The organism is Streptomyces sp. ST2-7A, from assembly GCF_021390475.1.
Lineage (GTDB): Bacteria > Actinomycetota > Actinomycetes > Streptomycetales > Streptomycetaceae > Streptomyces.
Genome location: NZ_JAJUWS010000020.1, coordinates 18,833 through 40,472, shown reverse-complemented (window position 1 = coordinate 40,472; position 21,640 = coordinate 18,833). Strand labels below are relative to the sequence as shown.

Here is a 21,640-nt window from a genome sequence, read left to right as displayed (position 1 = left end):
AGCCTCGGCCGTGCGTGCCGGATGTCCCGTGTGCGGCCACCGGACCGCGACACGACGCCGGGGGTCAGCCGCGCGGCACGGAGCCCGGGCTGCGGAGGTCGCCGCCGCCGGGGACCGGCTCGCCGGGGTCGGACCCCAGGTCGACGACCCGGTTGTCGGCGTCCACGTGCACGACGCGCGGCTTCATCGAGCGGGCCTCCTCGTCGGTGACCTGCGCGTAGGCGATGAGGATGACCAGGTCACCGGGGGCGACCAGGCGGGCGGCGGCACCGTTGATGCCGATCACCCCCGAGCCGCGCTCACCCTCGATGGTGTAGGTCTCCAAGCGGTTGCCGTTGGTGATGTCGACGATATGCACCTGCTCACCCGGCAGGATGTCGGCGGCGTCCAACAGGTCGGCATCGACGGTCACGGATCCCACATAGTGCAGGTCCGCCTGCGTGACGGTGGCACGGTGGATCTTGGACTTGAACATGGTACGCAGCACTGCGCTACTCCCGACTCTAGGCTCCCTGCCTGCCTTTTTGCAGGTCAAGGGCTGTTTCCACACCCTACAACGAGTCGCATGTTCGGGTGGCTTGCCCCGGGTTTTTCAAGACTCATGCTGACCACTCGCCGACTTTCCCGACGCATCGTCAGCATGGTCCGGGAGGCCTTCACCCGCTCCCCTTCCCCCACCGCGACGACGACACAAGCCTAAGGGCGTGTCTCCTATGTGGGGGTGGGCTCGTTGAGGGGGCATGGGGAGTGGTCGGTGGGACTGGATCGTTCCGGATGGTTTGTGGAAGCTCGTGGAGCCATGGTTGCCGCTCGAGCGGGTGCGGCCGCAGGGCGGGGAGACGCGGAACGCCCCTGACGAGGCGGTGCTCGCCGCGATCGTGTACGTGCCCACCGGTGGGTGTGCCCGGGGCGTCTGCCGCCATGCTTCGGGGTCCCCGGGTCCACCGCGCACCGCCGCTTCCCGATCCGGCCCGGGCCGGGGTGTGGGCGCGGTTGCACCGGGCGGCGCTCGATCAATTGGCGGCCACGGACCTGTTCGACCTCTCCCGGGTGTGGATCGACACCGCGCGTGTGGGGGCTAAAAAGGGGGCGAACACGCGGGTCCGAGCCCCGTGGACCGGGGCAGGCCGGGCCCCGGGATGCATATCCTGTCCGATGCGAACGGCCTGCCCCTCGTGGTCGCCGCCTCAACCGGCACCACCTCGGGACAACCAGGGGTTGAAGCCGCTCCCGGCCGGCCTCCCATCGGGACACGCCCCCGAACGCGGCCGCCACCACCGCCCCGGGCCGATCCACGCGGACAAGGCCCACGACATTCCCGACCTTCGACGACGGATGCGCGGCAAACGCCTGGCCGTCCGTATCGCGCGCAAGGGCGTGGAAAGTTCCCAACGACTCGGACGCCGGCGGTGGAAGATCAAGAGAACCATCGCCCGACTGGTCGGCCACCGCCGCCCCTCACCACGCTACGAACGGCATTCCCGCAACTACCTGGCCTTCCTCGGCTCGGCCGCCACCCTCGTCCGCTACAAACACCTACACCAACTCAACCACACCGGACACGCTCTTACGCAGCGATACCCACAGATCCTCCGGAGAGCCGCCCGGGGAAGGCCCTCCGGTAGTCCCGGGGAGATACCCCGACATGCGCCTGGAAGTGCCGGCGGAGGTTGGTGGCCGATCCCATTCCGCTCTGTTCGCTGATCTTCTCGATGGAGAGATCGGTGGATTCCAGCAGCATTTGGGCGCGGGCCAGCCGCTGATTGAGGAGCCACTGGAGCGGAGTGGTACCGGTCACCGACTGCAGCCGCCGGAAGAAGGTCCGAGAGCTCGTCCCGGCCTGTCGGGCCAGGTCATCCACGGTCAGTGGCTCGTCGAGGCGCTCTATGGCCCACTGCAACACCGGCGCCAGGCTGTCGCCGTCGCTGAACGGGACCTGGAGGTCGATGAACTGGCGCTGTCCACCGGGTCGGTGCGCGGCCACGACCATCCGCCGGGCGAGCTGGTTGGCGACCATCGCACCGAGGTCGCGGCGGACCAGGTGCAAACAGAGGTCGAGCCCGGCGCTGAGCCCGGCACTGGTGAGGACGTCGCCATCATCGACGTAGAGCACCGAATCGTCCACCTCCACCTCCGGGTAGCGCTTGGCGAGGGTCGCGGTGTGCATCCAGTGGGCGGTGGCCCGGCGCCCGTTGAGCAGGCCCGCCTCGGCGAGCGCGAAGGCACCGTTGCACAGCGAGACCATCCGCGCGCCACGGTCGGCGGCGGCGCGCAGGGCCTCGATCAGCTCGGCGGACAGGGGTTGTTCCTCGAGGACCACGGCGTCGGGCACCGAGGGCACGATCACGGTGTCCGCGGTGGCGAGTTCACCGAGCCCGAAGGGCGTGCTCAGCGAGAACCCGCCGCCCGGCGCGGCCGAGGACGGCTGTGGGGCGCAGAGTTTGAGGTCGTACCAGGTGGTGGCGAGGTCCGGCTGCGGGGCACCGAAGACGGAGCAGGCGATCCCGAGCTCGTACACGTCCCCGACGGGGATGTCGCTGCTGTCGATCACGATGATGGCAATCGTTCCGGCGGTCATGCCTTCGAGCATATGGCAGGAATAGCTCGCAGGGCGTCAGTTCTGCCACTGTCGGCCGGATCCCGCCTCTGGAACCGTGAAGGCGTCCGTTCCGATTTCGGCTTACATCGATGGGCGTGACGCGTCCACGTTGAATATGGAGAGGAAACACCGATGGGCCGACGACGTGCCGACGGCAGGCCTCCGACCCCTGCTACGGAGGCGGGACCCGATCCCCGAAGGTGGAAGGCGCTGGCCCTGCTGTGCGCCGCCTACTTCATGGTCATCGTCGACTCTCAGATCGTGATTCTCGCGCTGCCCGCCATCGAATCCGACCTGAACTTCTCCACCTCGGGAGTCCAGTGGGTGCTGAGCGCGTATCTGCTGAGCTTCGGTGGACTGCTGCTCTTCGGGGGTCGGACGGCCGATCTCCTGGGCGGCCGACGCATGTTCATGTTCGGCACCGTGCTCTTTCTCATCACCTCGGTGATCTGCGGTCTCGCCTGGACCAGTGAGGTCCTGGTGGTGACCCGGATCGTTCAGGGCGTCACCGCGGCGATCATGGCCCCGACAGCCATGGCCGTGCTGATGAACACCTTCGGCGAAGGTTCCGACCGCAACCGCGCCCTGGGCATCTGGACCGCCATCGGCGCGTTCGGCGCGACCGCGGCACTGCTGATCGGCGGTGTCATCACCGACCGCCCGGGCTGGGAGTGCATCTTCTTCATCAACATCCCGATCGCCCTGGTGGTGCTCTTCCTCGGTCCGCGTCTGCTGCGCGAGACGCCGATCGCGCAGGGCCGGCGCTCCTTCGACCCGGTGGGCGCCGTCACGATCACCGCCGGCCTGGCACTTCTGATCTACGTCATCGTGGAGGCCCCCGAGGTCGGCTGGGGCGACGCCACGACCCTCGGGCTCCTCGCAGTTGCCGCGGTGCTGATCATCGGCTTCATCTTCGTGGAGCAGCGCGTCGCCCAGCCGCTGATCCCGCTGCGGGTCTTCCGCTCGCCCACCCTGGTCGGCGGCAACATCATGATGCTGCTGGTCGCCATGGCCACCTACGGCGGCGCTCTGATCACCTCGCTCTACGCCCAGGAGGTCCTTGGCTACACGGCGATCTTCTTCGGGCTCAGTACGGCCGTCTACTCCGCGATGTCGATCGTGGGCTCCAACGTCAGCGGGCTGGTCGCCACGCGGGTCGGCTTCAAGCCGGTGGCCATCGTCGGAATGACGCTGCTCGGCATCGGGACCCTGCTGCTGGCTCAGGTGTCGGCCTACGGCAATTACTTCGGCGATCTCTTCTGGGGTCTGCTGATCTTCGGCATCGGCATCGGCATCGGCACCACGGTCGTGGCCTCGTCGATCGCCGCGCTGAGCGGAGCGCGGCCCCGGGAGGCTGGACTGGCGTCGGGCATCAACAACTCGGTGTTCCAGATCGGTGCCGCTCTCGGTATCGCCGTGTGCTCCAGCGTGGCCCTGGCCTTCACCCGCGCCGAGGGCCCGGCGCGTGAGGCGCTCACCGAGGGCTATCAGGCGGCGTTCATGGCCACTGCCGTCATGGCCGGAATCGGCTTGCTCGTCGCGGTGACGCTCATGGCCGTACGGCAGTCCCAGCCCCGGCCGGCGGCCCGGACCACAGACACGAGCCAACCCACCGAAGAGCCGTCTACAGTCACCGCCGGGCAGGATTGAATCACGATGCGCTGAAACCCGACGTTTCCCTATGAGGGCGGCGACCGCCGCTCCCATCCGCCATCCTCTGCAGCGAGAGAGAAACCTCAGCTATGACCACCTGGCCTGATCTTGTGATCGAAGCCGCCGCGGACACCACGGCGGCCCTGGAGAAGGGCGCAGATCTCGACTGGCGGGTTCCGGCGGGCGACCTGGAATGGTCCTGCCGCAGCACACTCAGTCATATCGCCCTCGGCGTCGTCGGCTACGCAGGTCTACTCATTGCCCGGCCGACCGATCGCTACATCACGCTGTTCTCCTCGATCGACGAGAGCGCCCCGGTCCCGCCGGCTCTGGAAGGGCTGCGGATCGCGGGCAGCATCCTGGCCTCCGCGGTACGGGAGGCGGACCCGGGCGTGCGGGCGTGGCACCCCTACGGCCACTCCGACGGGCCGGGCTTCGCTGCCATGGGTGTGCTGGAACTCACCGTGCACGCCCGGGACATCGCCCAGGGGCTCGGCCTTGAGCCAGGCATTCCGGACGAGCTCGCCGAGCCCGTCGTGGAGCGCCTGTTCCCGGACGCGCCTCCCGGGTTCCGTCCAGCCGAGACGCTGCTGTGGTGCACCGGCCGGACCGAGATCCCCGGGCTCCCCCGGCGACGCGGGTGGAGGTGGGACGGCCGGGTGCGCTGACCGTCGAAACGCTCGCAGGAATCCCGCGCGAAAAATCTGTGCGGGATCCCTGCGGAATACCGATAAGAGAAACCGGTCGGGTCCCCGGGCATGATGTTTCCCATTCCCCGAATCTGGTCTTCGGGCTGCACCGAAACGCCCTTTGCGGAAATCAGGGGAGTATTAGTCTCGACACCGGTGACTTATATCACCCCTCAGTCACTGCATGCAGCGTCAGAGTGAAATGCGCTCGATGGCACACCATCTCGACAGGCCCTCACCTCCGGTCGTCGCGGAGCGGGCAGCTGCCACGAGCGGCCGGGCGCTGCGGGTCCTCGTCGTCGAGAGCGACAAGCAGGCCGCGGACACCCTGGTGAAAGGGCTGCGCAGGCATGGCCACTATGCCAAGAGCGTGACCACCGGCGTCAAGGCACTGCGGGCGCATCACAGCGTCGATCTCGTCCTCCTCGACCTCGACCTGCCCGACCTGGACGGCTTGGAGGTGTGCCGGGGCATTCGGGCCACCAGCGAGACGCCGATCACCGCGGTGACCGCTCGCGGCGGCGAACCCGCCCGCGTACTCGGGCTCCGGTCGGGCTCCGACGACTACGTGGTCAAACCGTGCGGCTTCCGCGAACTGCTGGCCCGGATCGAAGCGGTGATGCGTCGGGTCCGCTCCCGGCAGCCGGCCGTACGGGTCACCACCCACGGCTCGTTGCGCATCGATGCCGATACCCGGGAGACCCGCGTGAACGGGCGGCGTGTGGAGCTGACCCGCAAGGAGTTCGGCCTCCTCCATCCGCTCGCCTCGCAGCCCGGCACCGTCTTCTCCCGCCGTCAGCTGATGACGCAGGTCTGGGACGACGCCCGGTCGCGCCAGGGGCGCACCCTCGACACCCGTGTCAGCAGTCTGCGAGGCAAGCTCGGGTCGAGCAGCTGGATCGTCACGATCCGAGGAGTCGGCTTCCGTCTCGGCCATCCGTGATCCGGCGGGGGGATTCGCATGATCCCGGTGTTGCTCCCCGGCCCCCGGCCGACGCGTGCGTCCTGAAGCGCGTCCCGTCCCTCGGGGGGCGTCCCGGAGGCCGCCGTTCCGAACACGTGCTCCGGAACGGCGGCCTCTTCGCGTGCTCCGTGGGCATCGGTGGCCGCTACCGGGAGACGGCAGCCGGTTCCTCGGTCGGCCCCGCGGCGGCCGCGGGCGCGTCCTCGGACCGCCCCGGCAGGAAGATCGTGGAGATCAACACCACGGCGAGCGTCGCGATGGTGAACCAGTAGACGCCGTGGATGCCGCTCATCACGTCCCCATCGCCCAGGGTCTTCATGATCACGGTGACGAGGGCGATGCCGATGGCCGCGCCGAGTTGGTTGAGCATGTAGAGCACGGAGCTGCCCTGCGGCACCAGCGGCCCCGGCAGAGTCCGGTACAGCGAGCCCATCGTCGGTGCGCCGACGAAGCCCATGCCCGCGCCCATGATCAGCGCCGCTGCCGACGGCCACACCTCGGAAGTGTCGGCGGAGATCCGAGTGAGCCACAGACCGCCCAGCGCCGCGGCGACGGCGCCCCCTTGTGCCAGGCTCCGGCTGCCGATCCGGTCGCTGAGGGTTCCGGCCAGCGGCATCGCGATGGCGGCGCCCAGACCGATCGGTGTCACCAGCAGACCGGCCGCCAGCGTGCCGTGACCGTGCGCCTGCTGGTGGTACAGCGGCAGGGCGAACAGGCTCGCGAACGTGGCCGTACCGTTCAGCATCATCACCGAGACGCTTGCGGTGAAATTGCCGCTCTTGAACAGGCGCAGGTCGATCAGCGGGGGCGTACGCCGGACACGCAGGGCATGCATGACGTACGCGACGAGCATCGCCACTCCGAGGGCGAGCGGGACGAGGACCAGCCCGTCGGTGAACGCGCTCCGCTCCGCGCTCCGGGTCAGCGCCAGGACCAGGGCCGAGAAACCCGGCCCGAACAGGGCCAACCCGATGATGTCGAGGCGGTGGTGAACGCGCTCCGTTCCGCTCGGCGTGTCGGCGGGGATGATCTTCACCGCGAGCAGCAGCGCGAGGAGACCCAGGGGGACGCTGAGCCAGAACATCCAGCGCCAGGAGATGCCTTCGAGGATGGCGCCGCCGACGAGCGGACCGAGCACCGGCCCCAGCGAGAGGACGACACCCATCAGCCCCATGACCCGGCCGGCGCGCGCGGGCCCGGCGCCACGCGCCAGCAGCACGAGCACCAGCGGGTCGAGAATGCCCGCCCCCATCCCTTGCACGACCCGGAAGCCGATCAGGCTGCCCACGTTCCAGGCGAGCGCGCAGGCAAGGGACCCCGCCAGGAAGAGCGTCAGGCCGATGAGCCACATCCGCTTGCTGCCGAACCGGTCGACCGCCCACGCGGTGAACGGGATCAGAGCGGTGACGGCCAACAGGAAACCCGTGGAGGCCCATCCGATGGCGCCGATGGACGCACCGAACTCCCTGCTCAGGGGATCGAGCGCGACCGACAGCATGGTGCTGTTGAGGATGCCCAGCATCCCGCCGAGCAGGACCACGGCGATCAACCGCACCAGAGCGGGTTCCAGGCGGTCGGTCCGTAACTGCGTCACGACTCCTCCGTTGCCCTCCAGAGAAAATGAACCTGTCAGTTCAATGTAGCCGTAGTTCAAGTATCACCGCAACCTCATAATTGAACCGGAAGGTTCAATTATGAGGTACATCAGGTATGATGCCCACGTGACCGAAGCAACCTCGACAGCAGCGTCGCGACGCCGAGCACCACGCGGCCGCATCGACAAGAGGCAGGCGATCCTGGATGCCGCGTTCACCGTGTTCGCGCGGGAGGGGTACGCGAACGCCTGCGTCAAGGAGATCGCGGCCGAGGCGCGTGTGGCCAAGCCAACCGTCTACAACCACCTCAACGACAAGGCGAACCTCTTCCACCACGCGGTGAAGTTGGCAGCTGAGACCGCCCTCACCGAGAATTTGCGGGTCGTCGAGCGGCTCGCCGCGCCGGTTGACGATCTGCGCGGCACGCTGGAGGACGTCGGCCGGCTTCTGCTCCGTTGCTACTGCAGCGACGAGTCCCGGGCCCTGCGACGGCTGCTCTGCGCGGAGGCCCACCGGTTCCCGGAGCTGCTGGAGACCCTGCAGGCGACCGGAACAAGCCGGGTCACCGAGGCGTTGGCCGACCGGTTCGCGCGACTCACGCTCGGCGGCCACCTGCGCACACCCGACCCGGTGGAGGCCGCGGAGCAGTTCGTCGCACTCCTCACCGGCCCTGCCGAGGCGCGGTCCCGCTTCGGGACCCGCCGGCTCCCCGATGAGGAGCTCGGGTCCCTGGTCCGGTCGGCGGCCGGTACGTTTTACAGCGCCTTCGGGATGCCGTCCACCGTGACGCCCGCCGGCCATCCCGGGTAGCCGAAGCAGACGCACCCCGGTGCGCGTCGGGTCCGGGAGGTGCCGTCGGGGACGCTGATGAGAGGTCCGGCCGCCACCCGGTCCAACGCAATGCCGGACAGCTCGCGGATGCCAGATCCGCACAACGTGGAGGCGCGAGGTGCGCCGTGCGGCGCTTCGTTGCATCCCCGAAGCAGTCGGGAAGAATCTGGAGGGATGTTCGTGAGTCGCCTGGCTCACCCGGACGCGAAAGCGCGAGGGGACAACAGCATGCCAGGGAAGCGGGGGCCGTCTGGAGGCGTCCAGGGCACTGCCCCGCGAGACTCGTTCGATATGGCCAAAGCTGGATTGTCCGAAGCCCAATCTCCAGCGGCGTCCACCACCACCGTCGGAACAAAGCCTGTCACCGACTTCTCATCCTGCCCGCCGTTGGCTCACGTTTACAAGGCAACCTCCGCGACCCGGCGGCACGCCGGGTGTCGGTGGCGCCGGCGTCCGGGACGCCGGGACGGCCCGGACACCCGTCCGGACTCAGCGGTAGCGCGGCTGGGTCTGGACGTTCAGCTCCTTCAGCTTCACGCTCCGGGCGCTGTTGGTGCGCGGGTCGGTGATCCGCAGCACGTCCAGGCCCCGCTGCTCGCTGGAGTAGATGTGGCCGTTGTAGTAGTAGGCGGACCAGGTGCCGCCGAAGGTCAGCCGCTCGTCGGAGACCGGGCCCCGGTCGAACCAGCCGATCTCCACGGGGTTGTCGGAGTCGGTGAACTCCCAGACCGAGACGCCGCCCTGGTACCAGGACTGGACCATGATGTCGCGGCCCTTGGCCGGGATCAGGGAGCCGTTGTGCGCGACGCAGTTCTCGGTGTCGGCCTGGTGGCGGGGGATCTTGTAGTAGCTGCGGAACTCCAGCTTGCGCCGGTCGCCCTTGCCGGTGATGTGGTAGATGCCGTTGGCGCCGTACTCGGGGCCGACGGCGGCGTTGCAGGTGGCGGCTCCGCCGCCGCCCAGTTCGTCGGTGAAGACGACCTTGCTGCCGTCCTGGCTGAACGTCGCCGAGTGCCAGAAGGCGAAGTGCTCGGCGTCCTGGACGCGGTCCAGGACCCGGGGGGCCTCGGGGTTGGTGATGTCCATCAGGATGCCGTCGCCCATGCAGGCGCCGGCCGCCAGGCGCAGGGCGGGGTAGGCGGTGATGTCGTGGCAGCCGGTGGTGGCCGTGCCGGTGGCGTCACCGGGGAAGCCGCCGTCGGGGAAGAGCACCTCGAAGGAGAGGAGTTCGGCGTTCTGCGGGGCCTTCAGCGGCACCTTGACGATGGAGATGCCGTCGTGCGGCGGCTGACAGTCGGGGTAGCTCGCGTGGGGGAAGTACGAGGAGACGTAGACGTACACCGAGCCCTTGCCGGGCACCAGGGTATGGGTGTGCGAGCCGCAGGCGGTCTCGACGGCCGCGACGTACTTCGGGGAGCGCAGGTCGCTGATGTCGAAGACCCGGATGCCCTCCCACGCCTCGGGCCGGGTGGCGGGCATCGTGGTGCTGTTGCAGGAGTCGTCGCTGCGCGAGGAGTCCACCGACAGGATCAGCAGATCACCGTGGACGGAGATGTCGTTCTGCGCACCGGGGCAGAACACCTCGGTGACGATGCGCGGACGCTCGGGCTTGCGGATGTCGTAGACGGTGAAGCCGTCGTAGTTGCCGACGAAGGCGTAGTGGTCGCGGAAGGCGATGTCGGAGGTCGTGCCCTGGAGAACCTCGCCGGGAACGGTCGCCAGATGGCTGATGTTGCGGCTGTGGACGATCTCGTCCACGCCCGGGATGTCGGTGGAGGCGATGCCCATCCCGGGCTCGGTGGTGTCGGACGACTCGTGTCCGGGGATCTCCCGGACGGTCGGCGGGTCCTCCGTTCCGGGTGTCGCGGCGGCCGGACTCGCGACGAACAACGCGGCCAAGAGGCCGAAAACGCCCACCGCCGCACCGGCGAGACGGCGACGGGGGGTGTGGAGCAACGTCACTGTGGGGTCCTCCCGGATCCTGTGGGTTCCTCAAGGAGTGGTGCTCGGGGTGGCCCCAGTATGCTCCGTGCATGTACATCACAACAGAGGGAAATCAGTGGAGGTGACCGGAACACCCACCGGCAAACCCGCCTCACAGGAGGAAACGTGACGGATCGTCACTCCATCCGCCATCGGGCGCTCGGCGCGATCACGGCCCTGGTGCTCGTCCCGCTGACCGCCTGCACCGCCGACAGCGCCGCCGGGGCCGCCGAGGCCGCGGCCGGGGACGATCCCCCCTCGGTCATCGCGCCCGGCCGCCCCGGCGAGGAGGCGCGCACCCTGTCCCCGGAGGAGGCCGGGAAGGCCGCCGAGGAACTGCGGGACGAACCGGTGGCGGCCGACTTCGCGTTCATGGAGATGATGGCCGTCCACCACGCGCAGGCGCTGGAGATGACCGCCCTGGCGGAACGGTACGCGGACCACGAGCGGGTGCGGGGCCTGGCCGGCCGGATCTCGGTGGCCCAGGAACCGGAGATCGCCGTCATGGAGGCGTGGTTGGAGGAGCACGCGGACTCCCCCGCCCGGCCGGACGACCACGGGGATCACGGGGCCGGCGGGCACGACCACCACGACCACTCCGACATGCCGGGGATGGCCACTCCCGAACAGCTCGCCGACCTCGAGGGGGCCCGGGGCGCGGAGTTCGACCGGCTCTTCCTGGATCTGATGATCGTCCACCACGAGGGCGCGGTGGTGATGTCCGCCGACGTGTTGGCGCAGACCGGCGACATGGCCGTCAGGGAACTGGCCGCCGAGATCGCCGCACAACAGAACGCCGAGATCGGCCGGATGCGGAACCTGCGGGAAGACCTGTGACCCGGTCCCGGGGGCCGGCGCCCCGGGCGGGGCCCGGCACGCGACGCGGTCGGCGACCGGGAGGTTTCGTGCCACGAGGACCCCGTGGCACGAAGGGGTCCGCGCCCCGATGGAGGCCATCGGGGCGCGGGCCCGGCGCGCGGTACGGATGTCAGACGGTCACGGACTCCCGGCCGGCGCGCCGCAGTTCGGCGGCGAGTTCCTCGTGGACGCGCGCGGTGAGCAGGGTGCCGTCACCCGTGTGCTCCTCGGCCAGCACCTCCCCCTCCGCGTGCACGCGGGAGACCAGGCCGCCCTCGGTGTAGGGCACCAGGACCCGCAGTTCCACCTCCGGCCGGGGCAGTTCCCGGTCGATCCACTCCAGGAGTTCGTCCATGCCGGCACCGGTGTGCGCGGAGACCGCGAGGGCCCTCTTCTCGGTTCGCAGCAGGCGCTGGAGCACCAGCGGATCGGCGGCGTCGGCCTTGTTGATCACGACGATCTCCGGGACGGCGGAGGCACCGACCTCGCGGATCACCTCGCGCACCGCGGCCAACTGCTCCTCCGGTACCGGGTGGGCGCCGTCCACCACGTGCAGGATGAGATCGGCGTCGCCGACCTCCTCCATCGTGGAGCGGAACGCCTCCACCAGGTGGTGCGGCAGGTGACGAACGAATCCGACGGTATCGGCCAGGGTGTAGACCCGGCCGCCCGGCGTCTCGGCCCGCCGGACGGTGGGGTCGAGGGTGGCGAACAGCGCGTTCTCCACCAGGACTCCGGCGCCGGTGAGCTGGTTGAGCAGCGAGGACTTGCCGGCGTTGGTGTAGCCGGCGATGGCGACCGACGGGACCAGGTTCCGGCGCCGCTCCTGCCGCTTGACATCCCGGCCGGTCTTCATCGCGGCGATCTCCCGGCGCAGCTTCGCCATCTTCTCGCGGATGCGGCGCCGGTCGGTCTCGATCTTGGTCTCACCGGGACCACGGGTCGCCATACCGCCGCCCGAGGAACCGGAGCCACCGCCACCCATCTGACGGGAAAGCGACTGACCCCAACCGCGCAGCCGGGGCAGCATGTACTGCATCTGTGCCAGCGCCACCTGTGCCTTGCCCTCGCGGGAGGTGGCGTGCTGGGCGAAGATGTCGAGGATCAGGGCGGTGCGGTCGACGACCTTGACCTTGACGACGTCCTCGAGGTGGATGAGCTGGCCGGGACTCAGCTCACCGTCACAGACGACGGTGTCCGCCCCGGTCTCCAGGACGAGGTCCCGCAACTCGCGGGCCTTGCCGGAGCCGATGTAGGTGGCGGGATCGGGCTTGTCGCGACGCTGGATGACGCCGTCGAGCACCAGGGCGCCCGCGGTCTCCGCGAGAGCCGCCAGTTCGGCGAGCGAGTTGTCCGCGTCCTCCGCGGTGCCGGTGGTCCACACCCCCACGAGCACCACACGCTCCAGACGGAGCTGTCGGTACTCGACCTCGGTGACGTCCCGGAGTTCGGTGGACAGGCCCGCGACGCGGCGCAGGGCGGCCCGCTCCTCGCGGTCGAGTTGCTCACCGTCACGCTCGGCGTCGAGCGCGGTCCGGGCGATGTCCTCATCCATCAGGGCATCGGCCCGGCGCCCGGCGGCGCCGCTGTGCTGGTCCTGAGGAAGGGAAGAGAGGGTCAATGTCGTCCTAACGTCGGCGGGTGGTGATCGGGGCACGGCGTGCGATCCGGTCGCGACACGTTCGGCGCGTCGGGCCGGCCCGGACGCCCGGTGATTCGCCCGCCGGTGAGGCGGGGAACGGTCGGGACGCCGGAACGGGCGCCGGGGCGATCCCGGCCCCGCCGGGGACGCGACTCCCCGGGGAGTACAACGCCGGGGGCACCCGGGGGATTCCCGGAGCGCCGGGCGGCCGGCTTCCCGACCGTCGTTCCCGCGCGTACCCCTCCATGGTCGCATGCCCCACCCGGGCCGGCACGGGGTTTTCCGCACCGTTTCGTCCGGCGCGTCGCCCGCCGGGGCCGGCCCCGGCGGGGTCGGGACCGCCGCCGGGCCCGTCGGCGGGGCGGTCAGGCGCCGGTGCGCAGGGCTCGCACCACGTCGTACACCCCCGGCACCCCGCGCATCGCCCGCATGAGTCGGGGTAGCTCGCGGGCGTCGGGAAGTCTCAGCGTGTAGGTGTGCCGCACCCGACGCTCGCGGGGCGGTTCGACCTCGGCGCTGAGGACCGAGGCGCCGTGCTCGGCGAGGGCCTCGGTCAGCTCCGCCATCAGGTGGGGGCGCCCCAGCGCCTCGGCGTGCAGGGTGACCCGGCAGCCGGTGGTGGTCTCCCGCCATCGCACGGGTACCGGGGGACGTCCGGACCGGGCCATCCTGCGGGCCGCCGGACAGCTCTCCCGGTGCACCGCGACCCCTCCGCCCCGCACCGGGAAGGCCGTGACCTCGTCGAGCGGCACGGGGGTGCAGCAGCGGGCCAGGCGCACCCGCTCGGCGGGCACCGCGCCCCGGGGGCCCTCGACGGTGATGCCGGTCTCCGTCGCGACGCCGTCGTCACCGATGGTGGCGGTGGGGGGCGGCGCGCCGGCCCCCCCGTCCCCGGCGGTCCCCGCCGACGAGGACCCGGGAACGGGGTCGCCCCCGACCCGCGTGCGGGGTCGGAGGCCCGCGGGGGGCACCTCCTGCGAACGCGTCGAAACGATCTCGGGAGGGGCGCCGGCCCAGGCGCGGATGGCGAGGCGGGCGGCGGGGGTGCGGGCGTGCTCCAGCCAGTCGGCACCGGGACCGGGGACGGGCTCCGGCTCGGGGAGGAGCAACAGGCGCACGGTGTCGCCGTCCCGCAGCGGGGTGCCGAGGGGCACCAACCGCCCGTTGACCCGGGCGCCGACGCAGGCGTGGGCGCGTCGACCGTGCCGGGCGTAGGCGGCGTCCACGCAGGTCGCCCCGACCGGCAGGTGCAGCGGGCCGGGGTCGGCCGCGGCCGGCTCGGTCGGGGTGCCCGCCGCGCGGTGCGGTTCGTCCTCGTCGAAGACGACGACCTCCCGGTCCTCGGAGAGCTCCTCCCGCAGCTCGGCCCAGAAGGTGTCGGGGTCCCGGGCCTCGCGCTGCCACTCCAACAGACGGGAGAGCCAGTCCGGCCGCTCACCGGGCTCCCCCTCGCCCCCGGGCGACTCCGTCCCGGCCTCGACGCCGGGATGCGGCACGGCGACGACGCCGGCCTCGGCGACCCGGTGCATCCGGTGGGTGCGCACCAGTACCTCCGCGACGCCGCCCGACTCCCCGCCCGCGTCGTCGACGATCGCGGTGTGCAGGGACTGGTAGAGGTTGAACTTGGGGGCGGCGATGAAGTCCTTGAAGTCGGATACCCGCGGCGAGAAACAGGTGTGCAGCTCGCCCAGGACCGCGTAGCAGTCGGCGTTCTCCTCGACCAGGATCAGCAGTCGGCCGAAGTCGTGCGGGGAGAGTGGACCGCGCTTGGTCAGCACCCGGTGGACGGAGAAGACGTGGCGGGGACGGATCCCCACCTCCGCCGCGATGCCGGCCTCCCGCAGCACCGCGCGCACCCGCTCCGCGACCCCTTCCAGGGGGTCGGTCCGCCCGGCGCGGGCGCGGATCAGCTCCACCGCGCGGCAGTGCTCCTCGGGGTGGAGGACGGCGAAGACCAGATCCTCCAGCTCGGTCTTGAGCGCCTGCACGCCGAGACGTTCGGCGAGCGGGATGAGGACGTCCCGGGTGACCCGGGCGATCCGGGCCTGTTTCTCGGGGCGCATGACACCGAGGGTGCGCATGTTGTGCAGGCGGTCGGCGAGCTTGATCGCCATCACCCGCACATCGCTGCCCGCGGCGACCAGCATCTTGCGGAAGGTCTCCGGCTCGGCGGCGGCGCCCCAGTCGACCTTCTCGAGCTTGGTGACGCCGTCGACGAGGTGGGCGACGCCGGGACCGAAACGTTCCCGGATCTCCTCGAGGGTGACCTCGGTGTCCTCGACCGTGTCGTGCAGCAGCGAGGCGGTGAGGGTGGTGGTGCCGGCGCCCAGCTCGGCGAGGATGAGGGTGACCGCCACGGGGTGGGTGATGTAGGGATCGCCGCTCTTGCGGAACTGCCCTCTGTGGGCGACCTCGGCCAGCCGGTAGGCCTGCCCGAGGACCTCCAGGGGCGCCCGGGGATGATGTCGCCGATGGGCCAGGGCGAGGTGTTCGATGGCGTCGGGCACGGCGTGGCGCGGGGCGCCGCCGAGGAAGGCGGCGCGTCGGATGCGGCGCAGCCCGCCCACATCCACCCGTGGCGTCCGGCGGGCCGTTCGCTCGTGTGGGGGATATTGGGGAGAGGCGGCCGGCACGGGCCGGGGGGACTGCGGGGTGGGTGTCACCTCTGTGGCCATGGGGACCTCCGCGGGCTCGGTCGTGGGACCGGCCCCGGGCCCGGTGTGATCCGGTGTTTCCCGTGACCTCCGCAGCGGTGCCGGTGCTTGATGCTACCGAGCCCGCCGGCGGGTGGTGTCGCCGGGCCGTCCCGATGGCCGGGGATCACCCCCACGGGTGACCCGGGGAGTGGCGAAGCCGGCCGAAACCAATCGTTCGACGGCCGGGTAACACCGAGGGGCGCCCGGGGTATTCCCCGGGGCCGATGCCCCGGGGTCCGGCCCCGGCCATCCGGTGGGCGCGGGGACGGGAAACGGGTGGGGCCACGGTTGCGCGTGGCCCCCGCGTGGCCCCGGGAACCGCGCGGGGACGCCGGGTGGATCCCGTTCCCCGGGCTTCCCTCCCCGCCCGGGGCCCGGGCGGGGAGGGAAGCCCGGGGTCGGTGGGGCGGGGCCCGGGGCCCGGGGTCGGTGGGGCGGGAGCCGACCGCGCCGTCGCGGCCGGCGGAGCGGCCGTCCGCCGGCGTCCCGAAGGGGCGACGCCGCAAAGAGAGTCCCGTGCGCCCGGGATCTCCGGGGAGCCGGGCGGCCCGATGTCCGGGCGGCCGGCCGTGCCGGTCGGGAGGATCGCCTTACCGGGAGGATCGGCTCCGGTCCCACCAGTCGGGGTCCAGGACACCCTCGGCGACGATCTCGGCCGGGCCGGTCATGGTGATCTCCCCCTCGACGCCCTCGGTGATGACGAGACTGCCGCCGGGCAGGTCCACGGTGTAGCGCAGCGGGGCACCCGGCGCGGGGGTTCGGCCGTCGCGGCGGGCGGTGGCGACCATGACGGCGCAGGCACCGGTCCCGCAGGAGCGGGTCTCCCCGGAGCCGCGCTCGTGAACCCGCATGGCGACGTGCGCCGGGCCCCGGTCGACCACGAACTCGACGTTGACGCCGTCCGGGTAGGCGGCGGCGGGGGCGACGGCCGGTGGCTCGGTGAGCGGGCCGGCGTCCGCGAGGTCGTCGACGAAGACCACGGCGTGCGGGTTGCCCATGTCGACCTGTCGACCGGGACGCACGCGGTCGCCGACGGTCACGGTGACCGTCTCGTCGGGACCGGCGGGCAACCGGGCGCGGCCCATCTCCACGGTGGGGTCGCCGTCGGCGGTCAGGTGGACGCGCCGGATCCCGGCCCGGGTGGCGACGGGAACGAGCCCTTCCTTCACCAGCCCCGCGCGCAACAGGTACCGGGCGAAGACCCGCACCCCGTTGCCACACATCTCCGCGACGCTCCCGTCGGCGTTGCGGTAGTCCATGAACCACTCGGCGGTGTCGGCGAGCGCGCGCCCCTCGGGGATCACGGTCGAGCGCACCACCCGCAGCAGCCCGTCGCCGCCGACTCCGGCACGGCGGTCGCAGAGCCGGCTGACGGCGGCCGGCGGGAGATCCAGCAGACCGTCGTGGTCGGGGAGGATGACGAAGTCGTTCTCGGTGCCGTGCCCCTTGAGGAACGGGACCGGGCGGGGTGCGCTGCTCACGGCTCGATCGTACGGCCCACCTCGCGGGACCCGCGAGGTACTCCGGCACCGTGGACGCGGGCGGGCCGCAACCGGCCCGCCCGGAGGGCGGGTGTCAGCGCAGACCGGCGACCCGGTGGGCGGCCAGCAGGGCGAGCGCCACCAGGGCCGCGGCGTACATCAGGAGCACCCGCCAGTCGGGGCGCCGTCCGGAGCCGGGCGGCGGCAGTCCCGGCCAGGTGTAGCCGACCCGGCGGGCGGCGATCACGCCCCACCCGGCGGCGCTGCACCCGATCAGCAGCCCGAGCATGGCGACCACCGCCCCCGCCTCGTCGAAGGCGAAGGCCAGCGGGAAGGCGAACATCAGGGAGCCGAGCAGGCTGAACAGCACGATGGGCGCCAACTGGAGCATCCGCATCCGGCGCTGGGGCCGCAGCTCGGCGTAGGACTCGTCGCCCTCCGGGTCACCCTCCGCCCCGGTTCCCGCGGCATCCGCGTCGGGCGATGTCCCCGGCGCCGACGACGCGCTCCGGGGGGTGCCGACCGGGAAACGGGTCCCCCCGGGGGGCAGGCCGTCGATCGGTCCGCTGCGGGGGAAGGGCACGGTCTCCGCGGACTCGCCCGGCTCGCCGGATTCGGCCGCGGCGTGCTCGGCGGCCGGATCCGGGGTCACGCCGGGAGAGGGGCGGGGGTCGTCCGATCCGGGACGGGATTCCGCGGCGGACACCGGGTGCCCCCCAAGATCCCCGACGCCGGTCGCGCGAGCGCTGGTTCCGCGAGGGCCGGCCTCCATCGCCACACGCCCTCCCTACCCGCCCGACGGATCACACTTCCGAATTCCCGACTGTTACCGGTGCAACATCGGCATGGCTCGATGATGGCACGGCGAAAGGGACCGCCTCGGCCTTCGGAGCGACCCGATGCCATCACGTGATCAGGATGTGACCGACGGTTCGAGTACCGCCTCGGCCGCCGCGAGCAGGTCACCGCGTGCCCCCCGCGATCCGTCCAACCACCGCACCCGGTCCTCCCGGCGGAACCAGCTGTCCTGCCGACGGGCGAACCGGCGGGTGGCGCGCACGGTCTCCTCCCGGGCCTCCTCCTCGGTGCACTCCCCCGCCAACGCGGCGAGGATCTGCTGGTAGCCCAGGGCCCGGGAGGCGGTGCGGCCCTCCCGCAGTCCCTCGGCCTCCAGCCGGCGCACCTCGTCCACCAGCCCGGCCCGCCACATGCGGTCGACGCGTTCGGCGATGCGGTGGTCCAGTTCCGTTCGGGGTACCCGGATGCCGAGGTGCAGGGTCGGGTAGTGGGAGCGGTCCTCGTCGGGGCCGGGCAGGCGACCGGTGAAGGTGCCGCCGGTGATCTCGATGACCTCCAGGGCCCGCACCACCCGACGGCCGTTGCCGGGCAGGATGGCCAGGGCGGCCGCCGGGTCGAGGGTCGCCAGACGGGCGTGCAGGGCCCCGCTGCCGGACTCCTCGAGTTCGGCTTCCAACCGGGCGCGGACCGCCGGATCGGTGCCGGGGAAGTCGAGTTCGTCCACGACGCCCCGGACGTAGAGGCCGGAGCCACCCACCAGGATCGGCACCCGGCCGGCGGCCAGCAGGCGGTCGATCTCGGCCCGGGCCAGACGCTGGTACTCGGCGACGGTCGCCGTGCGGCGCACCTCCCACACGTCGAGCAGGTGGTGCGGCACGCCCCCACGCTCCTCCGGGGGGAGCTTGGCGGTGCCGATGTCCATCCCCCGGTAGAGCTGCATCGAGTCGGCGTTGACGATCTCACCGCCCAGACGGTGGGCCAGGGCGATGGCCAGGTCGGACTTGCCGGCGGCGGTGGGGCCGACGACGGCGACGACCCGGAACGGGGTGGGGGGCGGGCTGCTCATCCGATCAGTCTCGCAGAGACGACGGGGCCGCCCCGGCCGAATGCGCCGCCCCGGTCCGATCGTCGGACGGATCGGCCGAACCCACGTCGGTTCCCTCGCGGTACCAGAGGGCGACAGGGTAGGCCACGCCGTAGGGGGCGGCGTCGTGGAGCAGTTCACCGCGCAGTTCACCGTGCGGCCCGCCGCTCCCGGTGTCCGCGTCGGCACCGGCGTCGGCCGCTCCGGCGAGCACCTGCCACCCCGGACGGCCGACGGCCCGCAGTTCGTCGGCGAGGTCGGGGTCCAGCGCGGCGAGGGCGGCGGTGTCCACGGCGGCGAGGGCTGCCGAGACGCCGGCGTCGAAGTCCTCGGCCCGGTCGTCGTGCCAGCCCGGCGCCCGCGGGCCCCGGCAGGCGCTGCCGTCCCCCATCACCAGCAGGGCCACCCGGTCCCCCGGGGCTCCGGCACCCAGCTCCCGGCCCACCTCCAGGCAGCGCTCCGGGGACAGCCCGGGGGGCAGAACCAGGCCGGAGATCGGCGGCGGGACGGGCGCGCCCCCGGCACCCGTCGTCGTGACGTCACCGAGCAGGACAGCGGCGACGGCGTGGGCCAGGGGCAGTCCGACCACGGGCGGGACGGGGTCGGCGTCATCGGCGGGGTCACCCTCACGGCCGGGGGCGTCCGCGGATCCGAGCGTCACCTCCAGGGGGACGCCGAGACCCGCGAACGAACCGGGGGTACCCGCCGGCAGGGCCCGGGGCCCGGGGGCGGGGCCCTCACCGTCCTCCCGCGGATCGATCGCCCCGAGCGGACGATCCGCGGGGCCGACCACGATCAGTCGGTCGGCGTCCGAGGCGAGCAGACGGCGCAGGGCCGCACGGCAGACCTCCCGCAGTTCCTCCGTCTCCCGGGCGGCCCCGGCCGCGAGGGCGGGGACCAACAGGGGCGGACAGGGACAGACCACGGCGGCGGCGAGCATGATCGCAGCCTACCGGGCGACCGACGGTTCGCCCGGGGTCGCGCACGGGGTCGGGACGGTCGGGGTCGGCCCGCCCGGCCGGGCGTCGCTCCCGCCCTCCCGGCGGGCTCAGCAGGCGGAGCAGCCGGGCGCGGGGTCGGCCGTGACGGGCGGGGCGCCGATGCCGGGCAGCCCCAGCATGACCCCTCCCCCGGAGGTCCCCGGACCGGCCGGACCGCCCTGCCCGCCGGCCGCGCGGCCGGCGACCGGCGACAGCCGCCGCACCGAGAGGGCCGGCTTCTCGGCCAGCAGGTGGTGCGGTGCGGCGTAGGTGATCTCGACGTTCACCAGGTCACCGGGGCGCACCGGGGCCTCGGCCGGGTCGGCGGGTTCGGGGTTGAAGTGCACCAGCCGGTTGTCGGGGGCACGGCCGGAGAGCCGGCGGGTGGCGCCGTCCTTGCGGCCCTCGCCCTCGCTGACCAGCACCTCCACCACCCGGCCCACCTGCTTGCGGTTCTCCGCCCAGGAGATCTCCTCCTGGAGTTCGACCAGCCGCTCGTAGCGCCGCTGCACGACCTCCTTGGTGATCTGGTCGGGCATCTCGGCGGCGGGGGTGCCGGGCCGCTTGGAGTACTGGAAGGTGAAGGCCTGGGCGAAGCGCGCCTCGCGGACCACGTGCAGTGTCTGCTCGAAGTCCTCCTCCGTCTCGCCGGGGAAGCCGACGATGATGTCGGTGGTGATCGCGGCGTCCGGGATGGCGGCGCGCACCCGCTCGATGATGCCGAGGTAGCGCTCCTGCCGGTAGGAGCGGCGCATGACCCGCAGAACACGGTCGGAGCCGGACTGCAGCGGCATGTGCAGCTGCGGCATCACGTTCGGTGTCTCCGCCATCGCCTCGATGACGTCGTCGGTGAAGTCGCGGGGGTGCGGAGAGGTGAAGCGCACCCGCTCCAGGCCCTCGATCCGGCCGCAGGCCCGCAGCAGGTCGGAGAAGGCGCGGCGGTCGCCGAAGTCGGCGCCGTAGGCGTTGACGTTCTGACCGAGCAGGGTGATCTCGCAGACCCCGTCCTCCACCAACGCCTCGATCTCGGCGAGGATCTCGCCGGGGCGGCGGTCCTTCTCCTTGCCGCGCAGCGCGGGCACGATGCAGAAAGTGCAGGTGTTGTTGCAGCCCACCGAGACGGACACCCAGGCCAGGCGGTCGCTCTCGCGGCGGGTGGGGAGGGTGGAGGGAAAGACCTCCAGCGACTCCGCGATCTCGACCTGGGCCTCCTCGCGGATCCGGGCGCGCTCCAGCAGCACCGGCAGCTTGCCCACGTTGTGGGTGCCGAAGACGACGTCCACCCAGGGGGCACGGCGCACGATGGTGTCGCGGTCCTTCTGGGCCAGACAGCCGCCGACGGCGATCTGCATCCCGGGGCGGGCGACCTTGCGCGGGGCGAGGAGGCCGAGGTTGCCGTACAGGCGGTTGTCGGCGTTCTCGCGCACGGCGCAGGTGTTGAGGACCACGACATCGGCGGCCTCGGCGTCCTTGGGGGCGCGGACGTAGCCGGCCGCCTCCAACAGGCCCGCCATCCGCTCGCTGTCGTGCACGTTCATCTGACAGCCGAAGGTCTTGACCTGATAGGTGCGCGCGCCGTTGGACATGCGGGGACTCATCCAAACCGATCCGGGGGACAACCCGCCGCCCGGACAGGACGGCGACCGATCCCCCAGTCTACGGCGCGCCGGCGGGGGCTCCTCCCGTCCCGGGGGCCGCGGTCGCCGGCACGCGACGGGGCCGTCCTTCCCGCCGGGGCGGCCGGGAGGGCAGACTGGGGCCGTGCCCACCCCGCCCCCGTCGTCCGC

The 21,640-nt window shown here is 71.9% G+C and carries 16 protein-coding genes and 1 pseudogene; 6 read left to right on the top strand and 11 right to left on the bottom strand.

Annotated features, from left to right (window positions below; translation table 11 throughout):
- Positions 1-64: 64 nt before the first annotated feature.
- Entirely contained in the window at positions 65-487 is a 423-nt protein-coding gene (gene panD, locus LZF96_RS14060; RefSeq protein WP_233871188.1) for an aspartate 1-decarboxylase, read from the bottom strand.
- Between the two features lie 253 nt (positions 488-740).
- Between panD and LZF96_RS14055 the strand changes: the two are divergent.
- Positions 741-1,548: pseudogene (locus LZF96_RS14055) on the top strand (IS5 family transposase); the annotation flags it as partial.
- Between the two features lie 19 nt (positions 1,549-1,567).
- On the opposite strand, the gene LZF96_RS14050 reads toward LZF96_RS14055, so the two are convergent.
- On the bottom strand, positions 1,568-2,578 hold the full coding sequence (locus LZF96_RS14050) for a GlxA family transcriptional regulator (RefSeq protein WP_233871185.1): 1,011 nt from the start codon (positions 2,576-2,578) through the stop codon (positions 1,568-1,570).
- A 153-nt stretch (positions 2,579-2,731) separates the two neighbouring features.
- Between LZF96_RS14050 and LZF96_RS14045 the strand changes: the two genes are divergently transcribed.
- The 3 genes from LZF96_RS14045 (at position 2,732) to LZF96_RS14035 (ending at position 5,884) form a co-directional block, all read left to right on the top strand.
- On the top strand, positions 2,732-4,249 hold the full coding sequence (locus LZF96_RS14045) for an MFS transporter (protein WP_233871182.1): 1,518 nt from the start codon (positions 2,732-2,734) through the stop codon (positions 4,247-4,249).
- Between the two features lie 92 nt (positions 4,250-4,341).
- Entirely contained in the window at positions 4,342-4,920 is a 579-nt protein-coding gene (locus tag LZF96_RS14040) for a maleylpyruvate isomerase N-terminal domain-containing protein (protein ID WP_233871179.1), read from the top strand.
- A gap of 205 nt (positions 4,921-5,125) precedes the next feature.
- A complete protein-coding gene (locus tag LZF96_RS14035) occupies positions 5,126-5,884 on the top strand; it encodes a response regulator transcription factor (protein ID WP_233871176.1) in 759 nt (252 codons plus the stop codon).
- A 166-nt stretch (positions 5,885-6,050) separates the two neighbouring features.
- Here LZF96_RS14035 and LZF96_RS14030 read toward each other — a convergent pair whose 3' ends face one another.
- A complete protein-coding gene (locus tag LZF96_RS14030) occupies positions 6,051-7,499 on the bottom strand; it encodes a DHA2 family efflux MFS transporter permease subunit (protein WP_233871173.1) in 1,449 nt (482 codons plus the stop codon).
- 127 nt (positions 7,500-7,626) lie between these two features.
- Here LZF96_RS14030 and LZF96_RS14025 point away from each other — a divergent pair, with 127 nt between their 5' ends.
- Positions 7,627-8,310, top strand: a complete 684-nt coding sequence (locus LZF96_RS14025; protein ID WP_233871170.1) for a TetR/AcrR family transcriptional regulator — start codon at positions 7,627-7,629, stop codon at positions 8,308-8,310.
- A 510-nt stretch (positions 8,311-8,820) separates the two neighbouring features.
- Here the strand turns inward: LZF96_RS14025 and LZF96_RS14020 are convergent.
- A complete protein-coding gene (locus LZF96_RS14020) occupies positions 8,821-10,293 on the bottom strand; it encodes an LVIVD repeat-containing protein (protein ID WP_233871167.1) in 1,473 nt (490 codons plus the stop codon).
- A 147-nt stretch (positions 10,294-10,440) separates the two neighbouring features.
- Here LZF96_RS14020 and LZF96_RS14015 point away from each other — a divergent pair, with 147 nt between their 5' ends.
- The gene (locus LZF96_RS14015; RefSeq protein WP_233871164.1) at positions 10,441-11,151 is read left to right on the top strand and encodes a DUF305 domain-containing protein; all 711 of its coding nucleotides are present in this window, start codon (positions 10,441-10,443) and stop codon (positions 11,149-11,151) included.
- A gap of 151 nt (positions 11,152-11,302) precedes the next feature.
- On the opposite strand, the gene hflX is transcribed toward LZF96_RS14015, so the two are convergent.
- From hflX to miaB, 7 genes are all read right to left on the bottom strand, one after another.
- Positions 11,303-12,793, bottom strand: a complete 1,491-nt coding sequence (gene hflX / locus LZF96_RS14010) for a GTPase HflX (RefSeq protein WP_233871162.1) — start codon at positions 12,791-12,793, stop codon at positions 11,303-11,305.
- 386 nt (positions 12,794-13,179) lie between these two features.
- Positions 13,180-15,489, bottom strand: a complete 2,310-nt coding sequence (locus tag LZF96_RS14005) for a bifunctional (p)ppGpp synthetase/guanosine-3',5'-bis(diphosphate) 3'-pyrophosphohydrolase (protein ID WP_233871159.1) — start codon at positions 15,487-15,489, stop codon at positions 13,180-13,182.
- A 611-nt stretch (positions 15,490-16,100) separates the two neighbouring features.
- Positions 16,101-16,991, bottom strand: coding sequence for a diaminopimelate epimerase (gene dapF / locus LZF96_RS14000; RefSeq protein ID WP_233871156.1), 891 nt, complete (start codon positions 16,989-16,991; stop codon positions 16,101-16,103).
- Between the two features lie 94 nt (positions 16,992-17,085).
- Entirely contained in the window at positions 17,086-17,643 is a 558-nt protein-coding gene (locus LZF96_RS13995) for a hypothetical protein (RefSeq protein ID WP_233871153.1), read from the bottom strand.
- Between the two features lie 261 nt (positions 17,644-17,904).
- Complete coding sequence (gene miaA / locus LZF96_RS13990; RefSeq protein WP_233871152.1) at positions 17,905-18,855, bottom strand: tRNA (adenosine(37)-N6)-dimethylallyltransferase MiaA; 951 nt, start codon at positions 18,853-18,855, stop codon at positions 17,905-17,907.
- Between the two features lie 4 nt (positions 18,856-18,859).
- Entirely contained in the window at positions 18,860-19,813 is a 954-nt protein-coding gene (locus LZF96_RS13985; RefSeq protein ID WP_233871148.1) for a hypothetical protein, read from the bottom strand.
- Between the two features lie 108 nt (positions 19,814-19,921).
- On the bottom strand, positions 19,922-21,439 hold the full coding sequence (gene miaB / locus LZF96_RS13980) for a tRNA (N6-isopentenyl adenosine(37)-C2)-methylthiotransferase MiaB (protein ID WP_233871145.1): 1,518 nt from the start codon (positions 21,437-21,439) through the stop codon (positions 19,922-19,924).
- Positions 21,440-21,640 lie beyond the last annotated feature (201 nt).

Bases quoted from the DNA above. Each gene is read 5' to 3' on its own strand.
- LZF96_RS14050 (WP_233871185.1), bottom strand. From the start codon at position 2,578: ATGACCGCCGGAACGATTGCCATCATCGTGATCGACAGCAGCGACATC.
- LZF96_RS14045 (WP_233871182.1), top strand. From the start codon at position 2,732: ATGGGCCGACGACGTGCCGACGGCAGGCCTCCGACCCCTGCTACGGAG.
- LZF96_RS14040 (WP_233871179.1), top strand. From the start codon at position 4,342: ATGACCACCTGGCCTGATCTTGTGATCGAAGCCGCCGCGGACACCACG.
- LZF96_RS14035 (WP_233871176.1), top strand. From the start codon at position 5,126: ATGCAGCGTCAGAGTGAAATGCGCTCGATGGCACACCATCTCGACAGG.
- LZF96_RS14005 (WP_233871159.1), bottom strand. From the start codon at position 15,489: ATGGCCACAGAGGTGACACCCACCCCGCAGTCCCCCCGGCCCGTGCCG.
- miaA (WP_233871152.1), bottom strand. From the start codon at position 18,855: ATGAGCAGCCCGCCCCCCACCCCGTTCCGGGTCGTCGCCGTCGTCGGC.
- LZF96_RS13985 (WP_233871148.1), bottom strand. From the start codon at position 19,813: ATGCTCGCCGCCGCCGTGGTCTGTCCCTGTCCGCCCCTGTTGGTCCCC.
- miaB (WP_233871145.1), bottom strand. From the start codon at position 21,439: ATGTCCAACGGCGCGCGCACCTATCAGGTCAAGACCTTCGGCTGTCAG.